The organism is Pseudomonas sp. SWI7 (assembly GCF_006351945.1).
In the GTDB taxonomy this organism is placed as follows: Bacteria; Pseudomonadota; Gammaproteobacteria; order Pseudomonadales; family Pseudomonadaceae; genus Aquipseudomonas; species Aquipseudomonas fulva.
Map to the genome: position 1 here is coordinate 1,538,675 of NZ_CP040930.1, position 20,186 is coordinate 1,558,860.

Consider the following 20,186-nt stretch of genomic DNA (forward strand, 5'->3'; position numbering starts at 1 on the left):
CATCATCCCTGCCTTGAACACGCGATCGGTAAGGCCGGCGGCATGCCGCCACGGCATTTGAGTACCCGCCACTGGGGTGGGCGTGCGTCGATGGCGATGCGCAATGCCGCAGGCGACGGGTTATGCATGGCCGCTTGCCCACGGCAGGCGAACGCCAGGGCCTGCCCGGTTTCCGCCGCGACCTGCAAGCGGCGCAAGGCGCGGTCATCGGCGCGTTCTGGCCAACATACCACCGCGGCACAACTGCCCGAACGCAGGCACTGTTCGGCGGCCCACAGGGTGTCGGTAGTGCCCGCGTCGACCTGGAACAGCCAGCGCAGGTCGATACCCGCCGCCTGCCAGGCTGGCGCAAAAGGAATGAAGGGAGGTGATACCAACACCACGCGTCCGCCCTCGCCGCTCAGGCGCGCCAGCGTGGGCCAAAGCAATTGCAGTTCGCCGCTACCAGGCCGCACGAGCAACAATTCGCTGAGCGCCGCCGCCGGCCAGCCGCCTTCGGGCAGGCGTTCGTCCAGGCTGGCATGCCCGGTCGGTTGCAGACCCTGTGGCCGGGCCTGGGCTTGACGGCCACGCCATACCCGACGCTGGTCGAGCAGCCTGTCCAGATCAATGACCGCGCCCATCAGTCGCGCCGCACCAGGCCACAGAAGATGCCTTCGATGAACAGCTCCTGATCCGGCCCTACGTCAATTGGTGCGTACGCCGGATTGCGCGGCACCAGCCGATAGCCCTCGCCGTGGCGCTGGAGGCGCTTGATGGTCACCTCGCCGTCCAGCCGAGCGACCACGATCTGCCCTTCCCGTACATCGCCCTGCTGGCGGATGCCGACCAGGTCACCGTCGAGGATGCCGTCACCTATCATCGAGTCCCCGCGCACCTTGAGCAGGTAATCGGGGGTACGGCGAAACAGGCTGGGGTCGAGCATCAATTGCTCGTGGATGTCGAGGTCCGGCCCGATCGGCGCACCCGCGGCCACCTGTCCGAGCACCGGCAGTTCGAGCATTTCAGGCCGGCGTAGCGGCCTTGCCAGGCGAATACTGCGGGCCTGATTGGGGGTGACGTCGATGTAGCCTGCCTGGCACAGCGCGGTGATGTGCTTGCGGGCCACGCTGCGTGAGGCAAAGCCAAAGCGCGTGGCGATATCGGCCAGGCTGGGGGGCTGGCCTTGTTCGGTGATGCGCTCGCGAATGAAATCGAAAATGGCGCGGCGCTTGGGGGTTAGATTATCCATGGAGCACATTTGTACTCTTTCCGGAGCACGCTGACCAGCCCCCTTCGTCGTCGTCATTGGTTATGATCCTATGGCCACCCTGTACCTGCTTTGGAAATCCCCATGCTCAATGCATTGCTGTTCGACCTAGATGGCACCCTCACCGACACCGATACCCTCCATTTACAGGCGTTTCGCCAGCTCTTGCGTGAATACGACGGCCGAGCATTGAGCCAGGGCCAGTTCGATGCTCAGATCAGCGGCCGGGCCAATGGCGAACTGTTCGCCGAGTTGTTCGAGGGTGCCACTGCCTTGCAGTGCCAGGCACTTGCCGAACGCAAGGAAGCGCTTTTTCGTGAAATGTCACCAAAGCTCGAGCCCCTGCCTGGGCTGATCCGTTTGCTCGATCACGCCAGCACCCACGGCTTTGGCATGTGCGTAGTGACCAACGCCCCGCGGCTCAATGCCGAACACATGCTCGCAGGCCTGAAGCTGAGCGACAGGTTCGACCACGTGGTGATTGCCGATGAACTGGCCAAGCCCAAGCCCGACCCGCTTCCCTACCTGACCGGCCTGCAGCGACTGGATGCCCATGCTGACCAGGCGTTGGCTTTCGAAGACTCGCTACCGGGCGTTCGGGCAGCCAGCGCTGCCGGGATCTTCACGGTCGGCCTTGCCACTACCCAGACGCCACAACGTTTGATCGAGGCAGGTGCGCGCCTGGTCATCGACAACTTCGAAGATGCGCGCCTGTGGGCGTTATTGGGCGCGGACAGGGCACCGGCGGGAAGCGATGACACAGCACGCTGAGCTTCACCTGCGCAGCCCCTTGCTGTTTCGCTTCGTAGCGTTGGGTATTGGGCTGGGCATGGTCGCCGTGTGCAGCCTGGCGTTGTATGCCATCTGGGTGGATGTGCTACCAGTCTTCGGGCGCCTGTACCGCGGTGCTCCGGTGGTCGAGACTTCATTTGGAGCTTTCTTCTTGATCGGGGTGATTTCGTTGACGCCCATTGTAATCGCCGCTGCCATGACCGGCTTTTTTACCGGGCGCAAGTTCGACCCGCCGAGGGGGTCCTGGCTTGCTCGATTCCAGCTTCGCTCTTTTCAGGTCACACTCATGGCGATATGCATCGCGGCCCCGGTGATGATTGCAGTCAGCACGGCCACGCTCCTGATCAAGGACTATCGGCCCTGCACCAAACTGCGCATTTCCGGATCGCGCGGGCACATGTTCTGGGTCAATGATGACCGGGTGTGTTTTACCCCGGATGCTTACATCAATGATCATTGGCCCTGCAAAACGGTGGGTGACCGGACGGTGTGCGTCCAGGTGGATGGCCACGCTCCACTCGGCTCGCAGGCTGCCCGGTAGAACCTCCTGGCCGCTTGGAGCGTCCTACAGCTATTCCTATTCGACCGCAGGCCATACGTGATCGCTGGCCTGCTATGTCTCCTCGACCCGACTGCCAAGCAAGGACAGCAACATGCCAAGCGACAAACCCGCCTTCAGCGGTTTCATTCGTGTACGGGGTGCGCGCGAGCACAACCTCAAGAATGTCGATGTAGAGGTACCGCGCGACGCATTGGTGGTGTTTACCGGAGTGTCGGGTTCCGGCAAGTCTTCCTTGGCTTTTTCGACACTGTACGCCGAGGCCCAGCGCCGCTACTTCGAATCGGTTGCGCCCTACGCTCGGCGGCTGATCGACCAAGTGGGTGTACCGGACGTGGACGCCATCGAAGGCTTGCCTCCCGCGGTGGCGCTGCAGCAGCAGCGTGGCAGCCCCAGTGCGCGGTCTTCGGTAGGCAGCGTCACCACGCTATCGAGCTCCATCCGCATGCTGTACTCGCGTGCAGGCCATTACCCCGCGGACCAGCCAATGCTGTATGCCGAGGATTTCTCGGCGAACACGCCGCAAGGCGCCTGCCCCGCGTGCCATGGGCTCGGCCGGGTCTACGAGGTCACCGAGGCGACCATGGTCCCCGACCCCTCGTTGAGCATCCGGGAGCGCGCAGTGGCTGCCTGGCCCATGGCGTGGCAAGGGCAAAACCTGCGGGACATTCTGGTCACCCTGGGCTACGACGTGGATGTGCCTTGGCGCGATCTGCCCCAGAAGCAGCGTGACTGGATTCTCTACACCGAAGAAACACCCACCGTGCCAGTCTACGCGGGCCTTACGCCGGCCCAGGCACGTGCCGCCCTCAAACGCAAGGCAGAACCTAGCTACCAAGGCACGTTCACCGGCGCTCGGCGCTATGTGCTGCATACGTTCATGCACTCGCAAAGTGCACAGATGCGCAAGCGCGTTTCCCGTTACATGCGCCCGAGCCCCTGCCCCACGTGCCAAGGCAAACGTCTCAAGCGCGAGGCATTGAGTGTCACCTTCGCAGGCCTGGATATCGCAGCGCTTTCGCAACTGCCCCTGCAGGCCTTGGCTGAGGTATTGCGCAAGGTGGCGGCAGCCGAGTACCTGATTCAGGACGACGACCTGACAGTTGAAAAACGCCTGGCCGCGCAACGCATTGCCAGTGAGCTGCTGGTGCGCATCGACACGCTGCTTGAGCTCGGCCTGGGTTACCTGGCACTCGAACGCAGCACCCCTACCCTGTCTTCGGGCGAGCTGCAGCGCCTGCGCCTGGCCACGCAGCTCAATTCGCAGCTGTTTGGCGTGGTCTATGTGCTGGACGAACCCTCCGCCGGCCTGCACCCGGCCGACAGCGAAGCCTTGTTCGATGCCCTGCAGCGCCTCAAGCAGGCGGGCAATTCGGTGTACGTGGTCGAACACGACCTGGACACCATGCGCCGTGCGGACTGGCTGGTGGACGTGGGGCCGGCCGCCGGAGAGCACGGGGGCAAGATTCTCTACAGTGGCCCTCCGGCCGGCCTGGCCCAGGTCGAGCAATCGTGTACGGCCCGCTATCTATTCCAGGCACAGGACAAGACACACCGCCAACATCGCGAGCCCCAGGCCTGGCTACGCCTGGAGGGCATAACCCGCAACAACCTCGACAACCTCAGTGCAGCGTTCCCGCTGGGCTGCTTCACGGCGGTGACCGGCATTTCGGGCTCCGGCAAGTCGAGCCTGGTCAGCCAGGCCCTGCTGGACTTGGTAGGCACACACCTGGGTCACGCGGAGGCTTCACAGGATGCCCAGGTGCCTGACCTGGAAGACGAGCCAGAGCAGGTGAGCACGGGCCGCGTCAGCGCAGGCCTTGAGCACATCAAGCGGCTGGTGCAGGTAGACCAGAAACCGATCGGCCGAACGCCTCGGTCCAACCTGGCCACCTACACCGGCTTGTTCGATCATGTGCGCAAATTATTCGCCAGTACCGAACAGGCCAAGGCCCAGGGCTTCGATGCCGGGCGTTTCTCATTCAACGTCGCGAAAGGTCGATGCCCTACGTGCGAAGGCGAAGGATTCGTCAGTGTCGAGTTGCTGTTCATGCCAAGCGTGTTCGCTCCTTGCCCGACCTGTCACGGGGCCCGCTACAATCCAGAGACCCTTTCGGTGAGCTGGCAAGGCATGAATATCGCCCAGGTGCTGCAACTGACCGTGGAGCAAGCGCTGAGCGTGTTTGAGGATCAGCCCTCGGCGCGGCGTTCGCTTCAGGTGCTGCAAGACATAGGCTTGGGCTATCTGCGTCTGGGCCAGCCGGCAACGGAGCTGTCAGGGGGCGAAGCACAACGGATCAAGTTGGCCACCGAACTGCAACGCCAGGCCCGCGGCGCCACCTTGTATGTACTCGATGAGCCCACCAGCGGCCTGCACCCACAAGATGTCGACCGGTTGCTGGTGCAGCTCAACCGCCTGGTGGATAACGGCCACAGCGTGGTGGTGGTCGAACATGACATGCGCGTAGTCGCCCAGTGCGATTGGGTGATCGACATCGGCCCTGGGGCTGGCGATGCCGGCGGCAAGGTGGTCGCCAGCGGCAACCCCGGTCAGGTGGCCAAGGCCAAGCACAGCCGCACAGCCGCCTTCCTGGCACGGGCCTTGTAGCAGCGCTGGATAACATCGACGCAGGCGCAAGCGGCCACACAACGGCTGCATCCAACACCTTAGACAGGCTGTTTCATGGACAAGTACGCACCCCGCCAGTGGTTACCTCACGAGAAACCGACCCTGCCAGGTTCGCCGTCCACGCCCCTGCACAGCCCAGCCAAGCGCCTGGCCTATGGTCTGGTTGGTTTGCTGGTCGCCATCACCGGCGGGCTGGGCAACGCGCTGGTGACCGCAAACCTTGTGTTCCTGCAAGGTGCACTGGGCGCGACCACTGCGGAAATGGCCTGGTTGCCGGCTGCCTACGTGATGACCAACGTGTCCATGAACCTGTTGCTGGTCAAGTTTCGCCAGCAATTCGGCCTGCGTGCCTTTACCGAAGTGTTTCTGGTGCTCTATGCCTTGGTGACCTTCGCCCACCTGCTGGTCAACGACCTCAATTCGGCCATTGCCGTGCGGGCCGCCCACGGCATGGTGGGCGCCGCGTTGACCTCGCTTGGCCTGTACTACATGATCCAGGCCTTCCCGGCACAGTGGCGGCTCAAGGCAATGGTCCTGGGCCTTGGCGCTTCCCAGCTGGCCTTGCCGCTGGCACGGATATTTTCTGAAGACCTGCTGTTGATCGCCGAGTGGCGGGGGCTTTACTTGTTCGAACTGGGGCTGGCACTGACAGCCCTGGGCTGCGTACTTCTGCTCAAACTACCGCCCGGTGACCGCTTCAAGACCTTCGAGCCTCTGGATTTTCTCACCTTCGCCCTGATGGCCAGCGGCACGGCGCTGCTCTGCGCTGCCTTGTCGCTTGGGCGCATCGACTGGTGGCTGGATGCGCCGTGGATCGGCATGGCGCTGGCAGGCTCGATCGTCCTGATCCTGAGCGGGCTGGCGATCGAGCACAACCGGGAGAACCCCCTGCTGATGACGCGGTGGCTGGGCAGCGGCGCCATCATCCGCCTGGGACTGTGCGTGATCCTCATCCGTATGGTCACCTCCGAGCAATCCACCGGCGCAGTCGGCTTTCTGCAGATGCTCAACATGTCCAGTGAACAGATGCGTTCGCTGTACTGGATCATGCTGCTCGGTGCGGTCGCCGGGTTGGCGACCAGCGCCTTGACCATCAACCCTAATCACTTGATCCTACCGCTGCTGATCTCCCTGCTGGCCATGGCAGTAGGCGCCTTCATGGACAGCACGTCGAGCAACCTGACCCGGCCTGCGCAAATGTACCTGAGCCAGTTTTTGTTGGCCTTCGGCAGTACGTTCTTCCTGGGCCCCTCCATGGCCCTGGGCATTGGCCATGTGCGGGCCAACCCGCAGAACCTGGTGAGCTTCTCGGTGCTGTTCGGCATCTGCAACAACCTCGGTGGTCTGATCGGTGCAGCGCTGCTGGGCACGTTCCAGATCTGGCGGGAAAAATTTCACTCAAGTCACCTGATGGACCACCTGAGCAGCGTGGAACCGCTGGTCACCGCCCGGGTTCAAAGTGGGGGTGCAAGCGTCGGGCGCCTGATCGCCGACCCTGCCCTGCGTACTGAAGTGGGCATGCGCCAACTGGCTAGCGCGGCCACCCGAGAAGCCAATGTGCTGGCCTACAACGATGTGTTCATGCTCATTGGCGCTATCGCTATTCTCACCATGATCTGGATCTGCATACGCGGCACCTGGCTCTGGTACAGCAAACGTCAGGCTCGCCTGACCGACTCATCCCTTGGCGCACCGACACGATGACCGAACAATCCCGCACCACCACCACGACTGCCATCGCCGAAGCGCCGGAGGGCACTACGCCACCAAGTGAGCCAACTTCACCCGGACGCACTCGCAAGGTGCGCATACTGTCAGCCATCACCTTCGGCTGTGTCGCCCTGGTCGGCGTACTGGTGGTGCTTTATGCGTGGCGCCTGCCCCCTTTCAGCAGCGCCATCGAAAGTACCGAAAACGCCATGGTGCGCGGGCAGGTCACGATCATCGGACCGCAGTTGAGCGGCTATATCGTCGAGGTGCCAGTGCAGGACTTCCAGTACGTCAAGGCGGGCCAGTTGCTGGTCAAGCTCGATGACCGGATCTACACCCAGCGCCTTGCTCAGGCCATCGCTCAGCAGCAGCAACAAGAGGCGGCGCTGGCCAACAATGCGCAGCAGCGCAAGAGCGCTGAGGCGACCATCGCCCAGCGCCAGGCTGCCATCAATGACGCTGCCGCGCAGTTGACCAAGGCGAAGGCCGATCTGTCGCGCAACCAGGCGCTGGTCACCGATGGATCGGTGTCACGACGTGAACTGGATGTCACCCGCGCCAGCGAGGCGGCGGCGGCGGCGAGCCTTGCGCAGGCAAAGGCTGCGCTGGAGATTGCCCGGCAGGATCGCGAGTCGGTGATCGTCAACCGCGCGGCGCTGCTGGCTGCGGTCGAGAATGCCAAGGCCGCCGTGGCCCTGGCCCGCATCGACCTGGACAACACCCGCGTGACCGCGCCAAGGGACGGGCAGTTGGGGCAGATCGGGACGCGCCTGGGCGCCTATGTCAACTCCGGTGCCCAGCTGATGGCGCTGGTACCCGATACCTTGTGGATCATCGCCAATATGAAGGAAACGCAGATGGCCGACGTGCGCATCGGCCAGCCGGCCAGTTTCACGGTGGATGCCTTGAACCATCTCAAACTGTACGGGCACATCGAACAGATTTCCCCTGCCACTGGCTCGGAGTTCGCGTTACTTCAGGCGGACAATGCGACCGGCAACTTCGTCAAGATCGCCCAGCGCATTCCGGTGCGTATCACAGTGGATGCCGGCCAGCCAGAGGCTGCGCGGCTGCGGCCGGGTATGTCGGTGGTGGTCAGTATCGATACGGGGGAGCAGCCGTCCTGTGGCAGAGCGGGTTGCTAGCGGATTGATGGGGGGTGTGCCCTTGGATGGGTCACGTGTTGGCGAGAGTGGACAATGGGTATTACTCTACACCCCATAGATCAGTCTCTTTAATCAGGGTGTGGCTGCATTCGAACACCTTTGCGAGCCACCACTTCTTGTAGGAGCGAGGTGCCACGATGGCCGTGCAGCGGCCCCAGTTTATTTGCTGTGATTCAAACACTAGGGCCGCTTCGCGGCCATCGCGGCACAAAGTCGCTCCTACACGGGATATATATCGCGGCAAGTTTAGACGTTATCATCCCCACCACAGACGCTGTTGATCTTGATCTTGATCTTGATCTTGATCTTGATCTTCGCGACTTCAGAAGGCCGAACGCAGGTCTTGCGGAGGGAGGTGACAGGCATGGATGCCTGTCAAGCGCTGGGCCCCAGGATGGGGCCTACAGCGCGGTCCTCCCGGGAGCAAGACCGGAGTGAGGGAACCCCGAAGCGCAGCGTAGGGGCCGTATGAACGGAGCGCAGCCTTTTTTGGTTACTTTTTGTGGCGTTTGACAAAAAGTAACTCGCCGTAAGGGCGAAAAGGTGATTAAGCGTCGCCATCGCAAATGGACTATGCGCTCTATCAATACCCACACCAACCCAATCAAACTTCAAACTTCAAACTTCAAACTTCAAAGCGTGGGCGCATATATCGAGTTGGTATTCATTGGCGCGGGTGGCGCACAGTCACCCTTCCGCCCTTACGGCGGCTCACTTTTTGTCTTGTCAAAAAGTAAGCAAAAACCGCCTGCTCCTATCATCCGGCCCCTACGCTACGCTCCGGGGTCCCCTCGCTCCGGGCTTGCTCCCGGGAGGACCGCGCTGCAGGCCCCATCCTGGGGCCCAGCGCTTGACGGGCATCCATGCCCGTCACCTCCCTCCGCAAGCCCTGCGCTCGGCCTCCTGAAGTCGCGATCTGCGCCGCCTGGGCTACCGCGCGCTTAGAAGCAAAAGCCACAGCCACAGCCACAGCAACAGCAACAGCAACAGCAACAGCAACAGCAGCCGCGACTGCGACTGCGACTGCGGGCGATTTGCCTGGGAAAGACATTGGCATGTCTTTTCGAGACTGCGGCATTGCGCCGCAGGCAGTCAACCCTTGGCAAAACCCTGCAAGCCCGTAGAATCGCGCTTCCTTTTCGCCCGTCGCCTTGAACGGTGGCAACCGGCAACCAAGACCGAGTCCGCGCCTGACCCCATGAACGCTCATGTGAAATAGGCTCAACCCTCCCCGCCCGGCCGTCTTCCTGCATGGCCAAGCGGTTGAGTCTTGCCCAGGTCGCATCCGTGCAGCCTCTACCCTACCCGGGTCGACCAGCGTGAGCGCTCGAAAAGGCCAACCTTCGCCTATCCAACTAGAGGTACCTATGTCTGCGCGTTTGCTGGCCATGGCGCTGGCGCCGCTGCTCGGGCTGTTCATCATTGCCCTGGGCAACGGCTTCATGTCTTCTCTGACCACCCTGCGACTCGGCGAGGCTGGCGAGTCTGCCACCACCATCGGCATCGTCTCGTCCACCTACTTCATCGGTCTGACCCTGGGGGCCATCTTCAATGATCGGCTCATCCTGCGCATCGGCCATATCCGCGCCTACACCAGCTTTGCCTCGCTGATCGGCGTCACCATCCTGCTGCAAGGCCTGTTCTATGACGTGACCTGGTGGTCGGTGCTGCGCCTGATCAATGGCTGGGCGGCCGTGGGGGTGTTCCTGGTCATCGAGAGCTGGTTGTTGCTTGCCGGAGACGCCAAGATCCGCGGTCGCCTGCTGGCCTTGTACATGATCGCCTTCTATGGCGCCGGGGTGCTGGCTCAGGCAGGGCTTGGCGAGATCACCCGCCTGGGCGAGACCGCGCCTTTCATGCTGGCAGGTGTGCTGACCGCCCTGTCGGTGTTGCCGATCGTGATCCTGCCACGGGTTTCGCCACTGCTGGACCAGGTAGAGCCGCTCAAGCCGCGGCAACTGCTGGGCGTGGCACCCTCGGGGCTGGTGGGATGCTTTGGTTCGGGCGTGGCCATTGCCGGGATCTATACGTTGCTGCCGCTGTATCTCCAACGTATCGGGCTGGACGTCGGCGAAGTAGGCAACATGATGGCCTGGGTCATCCTCGGGGCCATGCTGTTGCAATACCCGGTGGGGCGGTGGTCGGACCGCAAGGACCGTCAGGACGTGCTGATTGCCCTGGCGGCAGTGTGCGCTGCGCTGGCATTGGTCACCGTGTTCCTGCCTTCGGATGCATTCCTGCTGCCGGCGATGCTGTTTCTGCTGGGCGGCGGGGTGTTCACCTTGTATCCGGTGGCGGTCAGCCATGCAGCCGACCGTGCCCCATCCGATGCCTTGGTGCCCATGATCCAAGGGCTGCTGCTAATCAACTCGCTGGGCTCGGCGATGGCGCCGATGGCGATATCACCCGTGATGACCGAGTTTGGCGAAGCCGGGCTTTTCTGGGCGTTTGCCGTGGTCAACCTGTTGATGGTGGGCTTTTTCCTGTGGCGGCGCGGCAAGCGCCCGGCCGCGGAACACCCTGCCCCGTTCACGGCCTCCACCACCTTCTCGCCTACTGGCGCCGAACTGCGGGTCACCGAGGACCTGATGCATGCCGCGCAGGAGCATCCTCCGATGGAAACGGCCGAACCCAAGCCTTCGCACCACGGCGAGGCCTGTTGAGGCAAGCGTGCCCTAACCGACCATCCGTCGCCCTCTGGGCACCTCCTGTGCAGGACTATGCCAAAGCAATGACAGAATCCATGCACAGGAGCTTCGCCATGATTCGCATCCGTAGCCTTTCGCTGTCCGTTGCTTTCGCCTTGGCCACCCTGGCCGGTACCAGTCAGGCCGCCACTGACACCACCAACACCGACATGCACCCGAAAACCGACCAGATGGGCGGCAAGACTGCAGGTGAAGGCAGCAGCGTGAATACCCCAGGCAGCAGCCGTGACAATGACAGCAGCAACGCCGGGGCCGCAGGTGCCCATGACGGTGCTGCGGGCGGCTCCAACAGCACCGGCGAAGCCACTGGCTCAGGCGCAGGCGCCACTGGTGGTCAAGCTGAAGATCAAGACAGTCACTAAGACTACGGTCCAGTGACCACCCGGCGTAATCATCCGATCGATTACGCTCATAGCAATTTTCCATTGAATGGCCCGCGCAATGTGCAGTAAGCTCGGGCTCATTCACTGGAGAGCAGCATGCAAGCAACCATCCACACACTCGCTACTACCACTGGCCGCGCCCCGCGCCCGGCAGCGGTCGTGACCGTGTGCGTGAACGCACCTGCCTCCTATTACTTCGGGTATTGGTTTAGCCACTAGGCGCCGATACCCACACGGCGTCCACCTTCGAGGGGCCGCCGAACATGAGAATACTCAAACCCCCGGTCGGCCTCCCGACCGGGGGTTTTGTTTTTTCAGGCCTACACCCAAACGATCCAGAGGACAGATTCATGAAATACGACACCTATTACGTAACCAGCACCTCCACCTGGCGATTTAGCCACGTCCGCTCGGGCCAGCCTGCCGCCTCCGACCGGTTCTGCACAGGTGGCACTGATTCAGCCAATAGCCAAACACCGATCTGTCGAACACCTCGATAGGGCCGACTGCGCAGCCATAGTGCCTGCCGTCCGCCCAAGGAAAACCCTCATGCAAGCCTCCAGCCTCGCCCTGCCCCTGACCCAAGCCCAAGCTGCCAATACCGCTGTCAGCCGCCGCCTTCCCAGCCCGCACCTGCTCAAACAACAGATGCCGTTGTCTGCCTCGCTCGCACACCAAGTCCAGGCGCACCGCCAAGCCATTTGCGACATTCTCGAAGGGCGCGACCCTCGCCTGCTGGTCATCGTAGGGCCATGCTCGCTGCATGATCCGCGCGCGGCGCTGGAATATGCCGATCGCCTGGCCGCGTTGAGCCGACAGGTCGGCGAACGCATGCTGCTGGTGATGCGTGCCTACGTGGAAAAACCGCGCACGACGGTGGGCTGGAAGGGCCTGGCTTACGACCCTCACCTCGATGGCAGCGACGACATGCATGCAGGTCTGGCACTGTCGCGGGGGCTGATGCTGGGCATGATCGAACGGGGCCTGCCGGTTGCGACCGAATTGCTGCAGCCCATGGCCGCTGGCTACTTCGACGATGTACTGGCCTGGGCCGCCATCGGCGCCCGCACCACCGAATCACAGATTCATCGAGAAATGGTTAGCGGGCTGGCGCTGCCGGTAGGCTTCAAGAACGGCACCGATGGCGGCGTTGCCATCGCGACGGACGCCATGCGCAGTGCTGCCCATGCCCACCGGCATTTCGGCATGGATGCACAGGGCTACCCTGCGATCGTCGAAACCCTGGGTAACGCGCATACTCACCTGGTGCTGCGAGGTGGCCATCAAGGTCCGAACTACGACGCCCACAGCCTTGCCCTGGCCCGTCAGGGGCTCGCCAAAGCAGGCCTGCCTGCGCGCATCATGGTCGATTGCAGCCATGCCAACAGTGGCAAGGACCCCGCCCGGCAACCGGCTGTTTTCAACGAGGTGTTGCAACAGCGATTGAGCGGCGACACCTCGATCGTCGGCATGATGATCGAGGGGCACTTGTTCGAGGGTTGTCAGGCCCTGAGCAACGGGGCGCTGAAATACGGCGTGTCCATCACCGATGGCTGCCTTGGCTGGAGCACCACTGAGACCTTGTTGCAGGGTGCGGCACGCCTTTTGGGTGAGCGGCAGGCCGAACCCTGCGAGACACGACCGGTTGAAGTGCGTTAGGCTTTGCCTCTTTACCCTCCCAAGGAGCAGTACCCCATGGCACGTGCAACCGCCCGTCACATCCTGGTCAACAGCGAAGACAAGTGCAACGAACTCAAGGCCCAGATCGAAGCGGGTGCCGACTTCGCTGAAATCGCCAAGGCCAACTCCACCTGCCCGTCCAGCCGTCAGGGTGGTGACCTGGGCTCGTTCGGTCCTGGCCAGATGGTCAAGGAATTCGATACCGTGGTCTTCAGCGCCCCGGTCAACACCGTGCAGGGTCCGGTCAAGACTCAGTTCGGCTACCACCTGCTGGAAGTGACCAGCCGCCAGGACTAAGTCCTGCGAAGCAAGCCCGGTAGGAGGGAGTGGCGCAAAGCCGCTGCTTTGGCCTCACGCGAAGGCCCCTGCGGAACCTTTGATCAGCCGCTCCGCTCCTACGCTCAGCCCATCCCGGGCGATGCCCAACGGCTTTCTTCGTTCCAGTCGGCGCCGGCGCGCTGTTAGGGAGCTTTGCATGACCCTCAAAGGCAAGACAGCAGTGATCACAGGTTCCACCAGCGGCATTGGCCTGGGCATTGCCCATGTGCTGGCGCGAGCGGGGGCCAACATCGTGCTCAACGGTTTTGGTGACCCTTCACCTGCCATCGCCAGCCTTGAGCAATTAGGGGTGCAGGTGCGCCATCACCCCGGTGATCTTGCCGATGCCGCGCAGATCGAGGCCATGCTGGACTTTGCCGAACAGGCATTCGGTGCCGTGGATATCCTGGTCAACAATGCCGGGATCCAGCATGTGGCACCTGTCGAGCACTTCCCGGTGGACAGCTGGGACAAGATCATTGCCTTGAACCTGTCTGCGGTCTTCCACGGCACTCGCCTGGTGCTGCCAGGTATGCGCGCCCGCAACTGGGGCCGCATCATCAACATCGCCTCGGTCCATGGGCTCGTCGGCTCCACCGGCAAGGCCGCATATGTCGCCGCCAAGCATGGGGTGATTGGCCTGACCAAGGTCGTAGGGCTGGAAACCGCCATGAGCGGCGTGACCTGCAATGCCCTGTGCCCAGGCTGGGTGTTGACGCCGCTGGTGCAGCAGCAGATCGACGCACGTGCTGCAACCGGCGTCGATCCGCAGCAGGCAGAACGGGAATTGCTCGCGGAAAAACAGCCTTCACAAGCGTTCGTAGCGCCCGAGCACCTGGGCGAGCTTGTGCTGTTTCTATGCAGCGAGGCTGGCAGCCAGGTGCGCGGTGCGGCCTGGAACATGGACGGTGGATGGCTGGCGCAATAAGCCATGCCGATTCGCGGTGGTAGCGGTGCGTCGGGCATAATGGCTGCTTTCTCTCGCTGCATGCACAGGTAGATCATGAAAGCCCAAGCCCGCCACATCCTGGTCAAGACTGCTGACGAAGCCGAAAAGCTCAAGCAGCGCATCGCCAAGGGTGAGGCGTTCGATGTGCTCGCCAGGAAGTTCTCCCTCTGCCCCTCGGGCAAGCGTGGCGGTGATCTTGGAGAGATTCGCCCTGGGCAGATGGTCGGTGCGATCGACCAGGTCATCTTCAAGAAGCCCCTGCGCGTTGTGCATGGGCCCGTGAAGAGCAAATTCGGCTATCACCTGGTGCAGACGTTCTACCGCGACTGAGTCTCAACACTGCCGTCCAAATACCCAGCAACTAGCAGTTCTGCCAGTTGTCGCTCCCAAGCCTTCCTCTGTAAAAAGTGCCTGACCCCGCGCAATTGACGTTGCGCGCTGGCTTTGAATGGAGGCTTTGCTATGCGTGTACGACTGATTGTGGGCTCACTGAGTTTGCTGGGCGCGGCCCTGCCATCCGCTCAGGCAGCTTGTACATTTTCCCCTGGGGCCGGTAACGACACGTATGTCTGCGACAGCGGGTCAGCGCCTTCGCTGGTGGATACCGAGGGTGACAACCGTCTGGTGTTTCCGGCAGGTGGCACCGGCGCCATCGAGGGCGATGTCACCTTTGGCCCAGGCCGGGACAGTATCGACATGGCCTCCGGCACGATCGCCGGCAACGTCAATCAGGGTGGCGGCATCGATGACTTCGTCATGAGCGGCGGCGTGATCGAGGGTAACGTCAACCAGGGTGACGGGCTGGACACCTTCTACATGTCCGGCGGCTGGATCAAGGGCACCTTCGACAGCGGCGACTACGCCGAAATGGACGGCGGCAGGATCGGAAACGTCAACCTGCGCCTGGACAAGAATACCTTCATCATGCGCGGTGGCAGCGTTGACAGGAATGTCATTGCCGCGTTCGACACCGATTACATCGAGGTCTTCGATGGCACTATTGGCGGCAATATCAGCGTCAGCGGCGGCGACGACAGCGTCCTGATCCATGGCGGCAGCGTCGCAGGGGACGTGCTGCTCAGCACGGGCAACGATCGCTTCGTCTGGGACGGCGGGGCGATCGGCGGGAAAGTCGATGCCGGGCCGGGCGACGACACTGCGCTGCTCTCCGGGCTTAATCCGGAAACGCTGATCATCACAATCGATGGCGGCGAAGGCAACGATATCCTCACGTTCGACAATAGCCGCGCGGTGGGCGGTGCTCGCTACCTCAACTGGGAGACGGTGGCGTTGACCAATCTTAGTCAGCTGGCGCTCAACGACACCCTGGTCCTTGGAGACGCCGGCACCGGAACCGGCAGGCTCACCCTCGACAGCAACAGCGTCCTTGCCTCAAGCGAGGGCGTGATCACAGCGTTTGGCCCAGGGCAACGCGCATCGGTGAGTAACGCCGGAACGCTCAACCTTACCGAGGGTGGCGATGCCCTGGGCCGTCTTACCATCCAAGGCGACTATGTCGGCGAAAACGGCCTGTTGCGCGTGAACAGTGTGCTGGCCGGTGACAATGCGCCCTCCGATCGCCTGGTGGTCAGCGCCGGGTCCATAACGGGGACGACCGGCCTGATCGTCAACAATCTGGGGGGAGCCGGCGCGTCGACACCCCAGAACGGCATTCAGGTCGTGGAGGCACGCGACGGTGCCACCAGTACGGCTACCGCCTTCGTGCAAACGCAAACCCTTTCGGCGGGTGCCTACGACTATCGATTGTTCAAAGGTGGTGTTACCGCTGGCAGCGAGAACAACTGGTACCTGCGCTCGACGCTGGTGGCGCCACCTGTGGTGACGCCGCCGGCTGAGCCCGAACCCGAGGTCCCTGCCGAGCCGGCGCCCGAACAGCCGGCGGTTACCCCGCCGGTTGCCGCTCCAGCCCCAGGGCAACTGGACTTGCCCGCCCCGATCGCCGGCAACCAGAGCCTGCCGCTGTATCGTCCCGAGGTCGCGGTCTACGCCGCCGCCCCCAGGGGGGCAGCCATCGTGGTGCGTCAGGGGCTGGGCACCTTCCATCAGCGTCAGGGCGACCAGCAGTTGCTGGAGGGCCAGGGCGCACTGCCCGCTGCCTGGGGTCAGGCCTACGGCGGCGCACTCCGTCAACAGTGGAGTGGTACGGTCAGCCCCAGCCTCGATGGCGACCTGTATGGCTTCAAGGTTGGTCAGGACGTGTACGCTCATGTGAGTGATAGCGGTGCCCGTCAACACGCTGGGGTATACCTCAGCCAGTCTCGCCTGACGGCCGGTGTCAAGGGCTTCGCGTTGGCCCAGGAGAACCGTAGCGTCGGTGACTTGCGCCTGGATGGAAAAAGCGCAGGTGCGTACTGGAGCTGGGTGGGTGCGCAAGGTGGCTATCTGGATGGCGTGTTGCAATACACCCGTTTGGATGGGCGGGCGCGCTCGGACCGAGGCGACAAGTTGGACTTGGACGGGGACGCCTGGGCCGCTTCGCTGGAAGCCGGCGTGCCCGTAACCTTGTCATCGCACTGGGCAATCGAGCCGCAGGCACAGGTCATCGCCCAGAAGACCAAGTTCGATACCGCAAATGATCGCGTCTCGCGTATCGACCATGACGCGCAGGTTGAACTCACTGGCCGCATCGGGCTGCGCCTGGAGGGACGATTCCAGCCCAACGGGGCCCGGCTGCTGCAGCCCTACGCGCAAGTGAACCTGTGGCATGGGGACGGCGGCAGGGATGCGCTGGTCTTCGACAAGACGGACAAGGTCAAGACTGATTACCGCTACACCGCCCTGCAAGCCGAAGCAGGCGTTGCAGCGCAACTCAATACTTCGTTGAGCGTGCACGGCGGGATTCAGTACACGACGCATCTGGATAGCCGTGAACAAGAGGCCAGCGGCGTCAACCTGGGCGTACGCTGGCAGTTCTGACAAGTAAGCGGGGCGCGCGACCATCGCGCGCCCTGCCCTTGACTAACGCCGAACGACCAACAGCCCTGCCCCTGCACTTGCCAGCAGCGCGGCACTGGTGCGATTGAACAACCTACGAGGCCGCGGCCGCGAGAACCATCGCTGCAAATAAGCGCCCACTGCAGCGTAGAGCGCGATGGCTGCCCATTCCAGCAGTAGAAACAAAACCCCTAGTAACAGGAACTGTTGGCCTACCGGCACGGGGCTGGCGACCGATACGAACTGTGGCAGAAAGGCTGTAAATATCAGGATGGCTTTCGGGTTGCCTGCTGCAACCATGAACTCCTGACGCGCCAGGCGCCACCCACTGTGCGCCGAGTACCCAGCATCGACGGCCGCGGCCACTGGCGCACGCCACAGTTGCCACGCCAGATAGAACAGATACACCGCCCCCACCACTTTTATCGCCAGAAACAGGGTTTCGCTGGTATGCAGGACCACGGCCAGGCCCATGGCCGCAAGGCCTATCATGCCGCTGAAAGCAAACAGGCGCCCTACCCCGGCAAGGCAAGCGGCGCGCAACCCATAGCGACTGGCATTGTGCAGCGACAACAGGTTGTTGGGACCTGGTGCCATGTTCAGGGCAAAGCAGGCCGGTATGAAAAGCATCAGGCTGGCAAGGTCCATCCCTCTATCCTCTAGATTTAGGGCTGTATCGCAGGTACCAGGCCGCAGCGTCAAGGTACAGTCACGCGCGACAACTGTACGGGCCAGCAGCGTCTGTTTAAGCTGTCAGCCATCACGAGGACTTTCCGATGCCGCGTTCCAATACCCGCCTGTGGCGAGATCCGCGCTTGCCGCAGGTCGAGAGCCGCCGCGCCTGCAACAGCCGGGCCTGCTACAAAGCCCATAGCCATCCGACCTTCTCCATCGGTGCCGTGGACACGGGTTCCAGCCTGTTCACAGGTGCAGGCTGCGGGACCGAGCGGCTCACCCCCGGTACGCTGGTGGCGGTCCCCGCGCACCGGGTCCATGCCTGCAACCCCGAGGCAGACCAGCCCTGGAGCTACCAGATGCTGCATGTGGATGCGCGCTGGCTGGCTGAGCTGCGCACTGAGTCCGGCCTGCCCTGCGGCGCGCCTGAACAACCGGCGCGTGTCAGCCGGGATGCCGAAGCGTACCACCGATTCTGCCAACTCAACGACGTGCTGTTTTCCGAGGCGGCCCCGATGCAAAAGGAGGCCGAGCTGATCGCTTTTCTGTGCGACATGGATTTCGACACCTTCTCGCCCTTGGCCGCAGCACCCGTCCTTCAAGCCCCAGCGCTGCAGGATTTGCTGACGACCCTGCACGACCAGGATCCGGCTCGCCTGACCGTGAAGTCATTGGCCCGGGAAGCAGGCCTTGGTCGTTATCAACTGATTCGCGCGTTTCGGGCTGCCACAGGCCTGACGCCGCACGCCTACTTGCTCAACGCCAGGATCAACCGGGGCCGTCAACTGCTCCGGCAGGGTCACCGACTGGTTGAGGTCGCCCACGACCTGGGGTTCGCCGATCAAAGCCATTTTCAGCGGGTATTCAAGGCGCATGTCGGGATCACACCGGGGCATTACCTCAAGGCTCAGACCATGAAGTAAGGCTGCGCGGTCACCACCTGCAATATTGTTCAATACGCAGCGTGCCTGCACTCGCACACTCAGGCAACTGATCTCAAGCGCCGAGCCACCTGCGACCATGCAAGCATTTATCCTGATTGCCCTTGCCCACTTCCTGGCGCTGTTGTCGCCCGGGCCGGATTTCTTCCTGATTGCCCGAACCGCAATTGCCAGTGGCTGGCGCGTGGCCAGCGGCGCATGTGTGGGCATTGCCCTGGGCAACGGGGTATTCATCGTGCTGGCCTTCACCGGGGTGTCCATACTGCACGAGGGCAGCGCGCTGTTCGAGCTGTTGCAACTGGCCGGTGCGGTTTACCTGGTCTATCTGGGTATTGCGTTTCTGCGACATGCCGGCAGTGCCAGCGTGTCCCCGACTTCGGCCAGCAGCGCACCCACCTGGTGGCGCAACCTGCAGATGGGCCTGCTGTCCGGCCTGCTCAATCCGAAAAATGGGTTGTTTTACGCAAGCCTGGCCAGCCTGGTAGCGGGCAGCTCTACTATGTGGCTGTTGTCGTACGGCATCTGGATGTTCTGCGCGGTGCTTGCCTGGGACCTGCTAGTCGCTGTCAGCATAGGCCACCCGCGGGTGCTGCGGCGATTCAGCAGTGCCCTGCCCTTAATCGAACGGCTGTCAGGCCTCGTGTTGCTACTGCTCGGCATCGGTTTGCTGATCACGCTGGCCTGGCGTTGACCAGCTTCAGTGTACGCAGGTCCATCAGGCTGAAATGCCCACTGGTCCATCCCCCGGTATCCAGGTGCCACACATTGCCCAACTGCCTGACAGACTGGACAGTGGTATGACCGACCAGCAGGGCGCGCAACCCTTTTACGGGCGTGGTATCGGCCTGCTTCAAACGTCGCCTTGACCACAGGCAGGTTTCAAGCACGTCTGGGTCATCGTCCAGTTCGAGCCAGGTACGCAGGGTGGACCAGTCGTCGAACGGGCTGTCGGCATGCAACAGGCCAATGGGGCCGCTTGCCGACTCGACCTGCAAGGCGATCGGCATCTGTTCGAAACGCTCGACGAAGCGCAGCTGCTCAGCGGCCGTCGAATCGATGAACCACCCACCCCCTGCTGCACGGTACATCGCCAGGTCCAGCCGGCCGCCACGGACCAGGTTGATCGCCAGCGACTCGTGGTTGCCCTGGACCGCATAAAACCATGGCTGCTCCAGCCAATGCAGGGCTGCCCGGCTAAAGGGCCCGCGATCGACCAGGTCGCCGACGCTGAATAGCCGATCCTTTTCCTTGTTGAAACCGACGGCGTCCAGGCCTTGCTGCAACCGGTCGAAATGGCCGTGTATGTCTCCGACGGCCAGATCCCGACCTTGAACATTGGCACCGACAAGCTGGAAACGCTGCATGACCTTATTCCTTTGCAAGTAGACAAAGACTTTCTAGGACTTTGCCTGGGCAGCATGGCACAAGCGGCTGGTCGGGAGTATGCTCGGCGATCACGTGCCAGGGAAGGA

Annotated in this window: 18 protein-coding genes; 14 read left to right on the top strand and 4 right to left on the bottom strand. The window is 62.6% G+C overall.

The features are described 5' to 3' along the window. Nucleotides 1-2: 2 nt before the first annotated feature. Both imuA and lexA read right to left on the bottom strand, forming a co-directional pair. Nucleotides 3-623: a translesion DNA synthesis-associated protein ImuA gene (gene imuA / locus FH041_RS06660; protein WP_027916357.1), complete on the bottom strand. Its 621-nt coding sequence runs from the start codon at nucleotides 621-623 to the stop codon at nucleotides 3-5. Further along, nucleotides 623-1,240 (bottom strand): transcriptional repressor LexA, encoded by a 618-nt coding sequence (gene lexA, locus FH041_RS06665; protein WP_027916358.1) that lies wholly within the window; start codon nucleotides 1,238-1,240, stop codon nucleotides 623-625. Before lexA ends, imuA begins: the two co-directional genes overlap by 1 nt. Nucleotides 1,241-1,333: 93 nt before the next feature. On the opposite strand from lexA, the gene FH041_RS06670 reads away from it, so the two are divergent. The 12 genes from FH041_RS06670 (at nucleotide 1,334) to FH041_RS06725 (ending at nucleotide 17,080) form a co-directional block, all read left to right on the top strand. Further along, nucleotides 1,334-2,020: an HAD family phosphatase gene (locus tag FH041_RS06670; RefSeq protein WP_028687777.1), complete on the top strand. Its 687-nt coding sequence runs from the start codon at nucleotides 1,334-1,336 to the stop codon at nucleotides 2,018-2,020. Then, nucleotides 2,004-2,582 (top strand): hypothetical protein, encoded by a 579-nt coding sequence (locus FH041_RS06675; RefSeq protein ID WP_028687776.1) that lies wholly within the window; start codon nucleotides 2,004-2,006, stop codon nucleotides 2,580-2,582. The genes FH041_RS06670 and FH041_RS06675 overlap by 17 nt, the downstream gene beginning before the upstream one ends. Nucleotides 2,583-2,694: 112 nt before the next feature. Continuing rightward, nucleotides 2,695-5,208: an excinuclease ABC subunit UvrA gene (uvrA, locus tag FH041_RS06680; RefSeq protein WP_140174286.1), complete on the top strand. Its 2,514-nt coding sequence runs from the start codon at nucleotides 2,695-2,697 to the stop codon at nucleotides 5,206-5,208. A gap of 75 nt (nucleotides 5,209-5,283) precedes the next feature. Beyond that, nucleotides 5,284-6,933 carry an MFS transporter gene (locus tag FH041_RS06685; protein WP_027916362.1) on the top strand — a complete coding sequence of 550 codons (1,650 nt, stop codon included), beginning with the start codon at nucleotides 5,284-5,286 and terminating at the stop codon, nucleotides 6,931-6,933. Next, nucleotides 6,930-8,084, top strand: coding sequence for an HlyD family secretion protein (locus FH041_RS06690; protein WP_028687774.1), 1,155 nt, complete (start codon nucleotides 6,930-6,932; stop codon nucleotides 8,082-8,084). Before FH041_RS06685 ends, FH041_RS06690 begins: the two co-directional genes overlap by 4 nt. 1,388 nt (nucleotides 8,085-9,472) lie before the next feature. Then, on the top strand, nucleotides 9,473-10,768 hold the full coding sequence (locus FH041_RS06695; RefSeq protein WP_028687876.1) for an MFS transporter: 1,296 nt from the start codon (nucleotides 9,473-9,475) through the stop codon (nucleotides 10,766-10,768). Nucleotides 10,769-10,866: 98 nt separating this feature from the next. Beyond that, entirely contained in the window at nucleotides 10,867-11,175 is a 309-nt protein-coding gene (locus tag FH041_RS06700; RefSeq protein ID WP_027916365.1) for a hypothetical protein, read from the top strand. Nucleotides 11,176-11,745: 570 nt separating this feature from the next. Next, nucleotides 11,746-12,855, top strand: a complete 1,110-nt coding sequence (locus tag FH041_RS06705) for a 3-deoxy-7-phosphoheptulonate synthase (protein WP_042139876.1) — start codon at nucleotides 11,746-11,748, stop codon at nucleotides 12,853-12,855. Nucleotides 12,856-12,891: 36 nt separating this feature from the next. Further along, the gene (locus tag FH041_RS06710) at nucleotides 12,892-13,173 is read left to right on the top strand and encodes a peptidylprolyl isomerase (protein ID WP_027916366.1); all 282 of its coding nucleotides are present in this window, start codon (nucleotides 12,892-12,894) and stop codon (nucleotides 13,171-13,173) included. Nucleotides 13,174-13,351: 178 nt separating this feature from the next. Next, nucleotides 13,352-14,122, top strand: a complete 771-nt coding sequence (gene hbdH, locus FH041_RS06715) for a 3-hydroxybutyrate dehydrogenase (protein ID WP_028687875.1) — start codon at nucleotides 13,352-13,354, stop codon at nucleotides 14,120-14,122. 75 nt (nucleotides 14,123-14,197) lie between these two features. Next, the gene (locus tag FH041_RS06720) at nucleotides 14,198-14,473 is read left to right on the top strand and encodes a peptidylprolyl isomerase (protein WP_027916368.1); all 276 of its coding nucleotides are present in this window, start codon (nucleotides 14,198-14,200) and stop codon (nucleotides 14,471-14,473) included. 132 nt (nucleotides 14,474-14,605) lie between these two features. After that, complete coding sequence (locus tag FH041_RS06725; RefSeq protein WP_140174287.1) at nucleotides 14,606-17,080, top strand: autotransporter outer membrane beta-barrel domain-containing protein; 2,475 nt, start codon at nucleotides 14,606-14,608, stop codon at nucleotides 17,078-17,080. Nucleotides 17,081-17,122: 42 nt separating this feature from the next. Here the strand turns inward: FH041_RS06725 and FH041_RS06730 are convergent, their stop codons facing one another. Beyond that, nucleotides 17,123-17,746, bottom strand: a complete 624-nt coding sequence (locus tag FH041_RS06730) for a LysE family translocator (RefSeq protein ID WP_088523775.1) — start codon at nucleotides 17,744-17,746, stop codon at nucleotides 17,123-17,125. A gap of 128 nt (nucleotides 17,747-17,874) precedes the next feature. On the opposite strand from FH041_RS06730, the gene FH041_RS06735 reads away from it, so the two are divergent. Continuing rightward, nucleotides 17,875-18,696, top strand: a complete 822-nt coding sequence (locus FH041_RS06735) for an AraC family transcriptional regulator (protein WP_088523776.1) — start codon at nucleotides 17,875-17,877, stop codon at nucleotides 18,694-18,696. Nucleotides 18,697-18,793: 97 nt separating this feature from the next. Next, nucleotides 18,794-19,405 (top strand): LysE family translocator, encoded by a 612-nt coding sequence (locus FH041_RS06740; protein ID WP_140174288.1) that lies wholly within the window; start codon nucleotides 18,794-18,796, stop codon nucleotides 19,403-19,405. Here the strand turns inward: FH041_RS06740 and FH041_RS06745 are convergent. Beyond that, on the bottom strand, nucleotides 19,386-20,078 hold the full coding sequence (locus tag FH041_RS06745; protein ID WP_140174289.1) for a metallophosphoesterase: 693 nt from the start codon (nucleotides 20,076-20,078) through the stop codon (nucleotides 19,386-19,388). The genes FH041_RS06740 and FH041_RS06745 overlap by 20 nt on opposite strands. Nucleotides 20,079-20,186 lie beyond the last annotated feature (108 nt).

Bases quoted from the DNA above. Each gene is read 5' to 3' on its own strand.
- FH041_RS06720 (WP_027916368.1), top strand. From the start codon at position 14,198: ATGAAAGCCCAAGCCCGCCACATCCTGGTCAAGACTGCTGACGAAGCC.
- hbdH (WP_028687875.1), top strand. From the start codon at position 13,352: ATGACCCTCAAAGGCAAGACAGCAGTGATCACAGGTTCCACCAGCGGC.
- lexA (WP_027916358.1), bottom strand. From the start codon at position 1,240: ATGTGCTCCATGGATAATCTAACCCCCAAGCGCCGCGCCATTTTCGAT.
- imuA (WP_027916357.1), bottom strand. From the start codon at position 623: ATGGGCGCGGTCATTGATCTGGACAGGCTGCTCGACCAGCGTCGGGTA.
- FH041_RS06695 (WP_028687876.1), top strand. From the start codon at position 9,473: ATGTCTGCGCGTTTGCTGGCCATGGCGCTGGCGCCGCTGCTCGGGCTG.
- FH041_RS06740 (WP_140174288.1), top strand. From the start codon at position 18,794: ATGCAAGCATTTATCCTGATTGCCCTTGCCCACTTCCTGGCGCTGTTG.
- FH041_RS06730 (WP_088523775.1), bottom strand. From the start codon at position 17,746: ATGGACCTTGCCAGCCTGATGCTTTTCATACCGGCCTGCTTTGCCCTG.
- FH041_RS06735 (WP_088523776.1), top strand. From the start codon at position 17,875: ATGCCGCGTTCCAATACCCGCCTGTGGCGAGATCCGCGCTTGCCGCAG.
- FH041_RS06670 (WP_028687777.1), top strand. From the start codon at position 1,334: ATGCTCAATGCATTGCTGTTCGACCTAGATGGCACCCTCACCGACACC.
- FH041_RS06705 (WP_042139876.1), top strand. From the start codon at position 11,746: ATGCAAGCCTCCAGCCTCGCCCTGCCCCTGACCCAAGCCCAAGCTGCC.
- FH041_RS06745 (WP_140174289.1), bottom strand. From the start codon at position 20,078: ATGCAGCGTTTCCAGCTTGTCGGTGCCAATGTTCAAGGTCGGGATCTG.
- uvrA (WP_140174286.1), top strand. From the start codon at position 2,695: ATGCCAAGCGACAAACCCGCCTTCAGCGGTTTCATTCGTGTACGGGGT.
- FH041_RS06685 (WP_027916362.1), top strand. From the start codon at position 5,284: ATGGACAAGTACGCACCCCGCCAGTGGTTACCTCACGAGAAACCGACC.
- FH041_RS06690 (WP_028687774.1), top strand. From the start codon at position 6,930: ATGACCGAACAATCCCGCACCACCACCACGACTGCCATCGCCGAAGCG.
- FH041_RS06725 (WP_140174287.1), top strand. From the start codon at position 14,606: ATGCGTGTACGACTGATTGTGGGCTCACTGAGTTTGCTGGGCGCGGCC.
- FH041_RS06710 (WP_027916366.1), top strand. From the start codon at position 12,892: ATGGCACGTGCAACCGCCCGTCACATCCTGGTCAACAGCGAAGACAAG.
- FH041_RS06675 (WP_028687776.1), top strand. From the start codon at position 2,004: ATGACACAGCACGCTGAGCTTCACCTGCGCAGCCCCTTGCTGTTTCGC.
- FH041_RS06700 (WP_027916365.1), top strand. From the start codon at position 10,867: ATGATTCGCATCCGTAGCCTTTCGCTGTCCGTTGCTTTCGCCTTGGCC.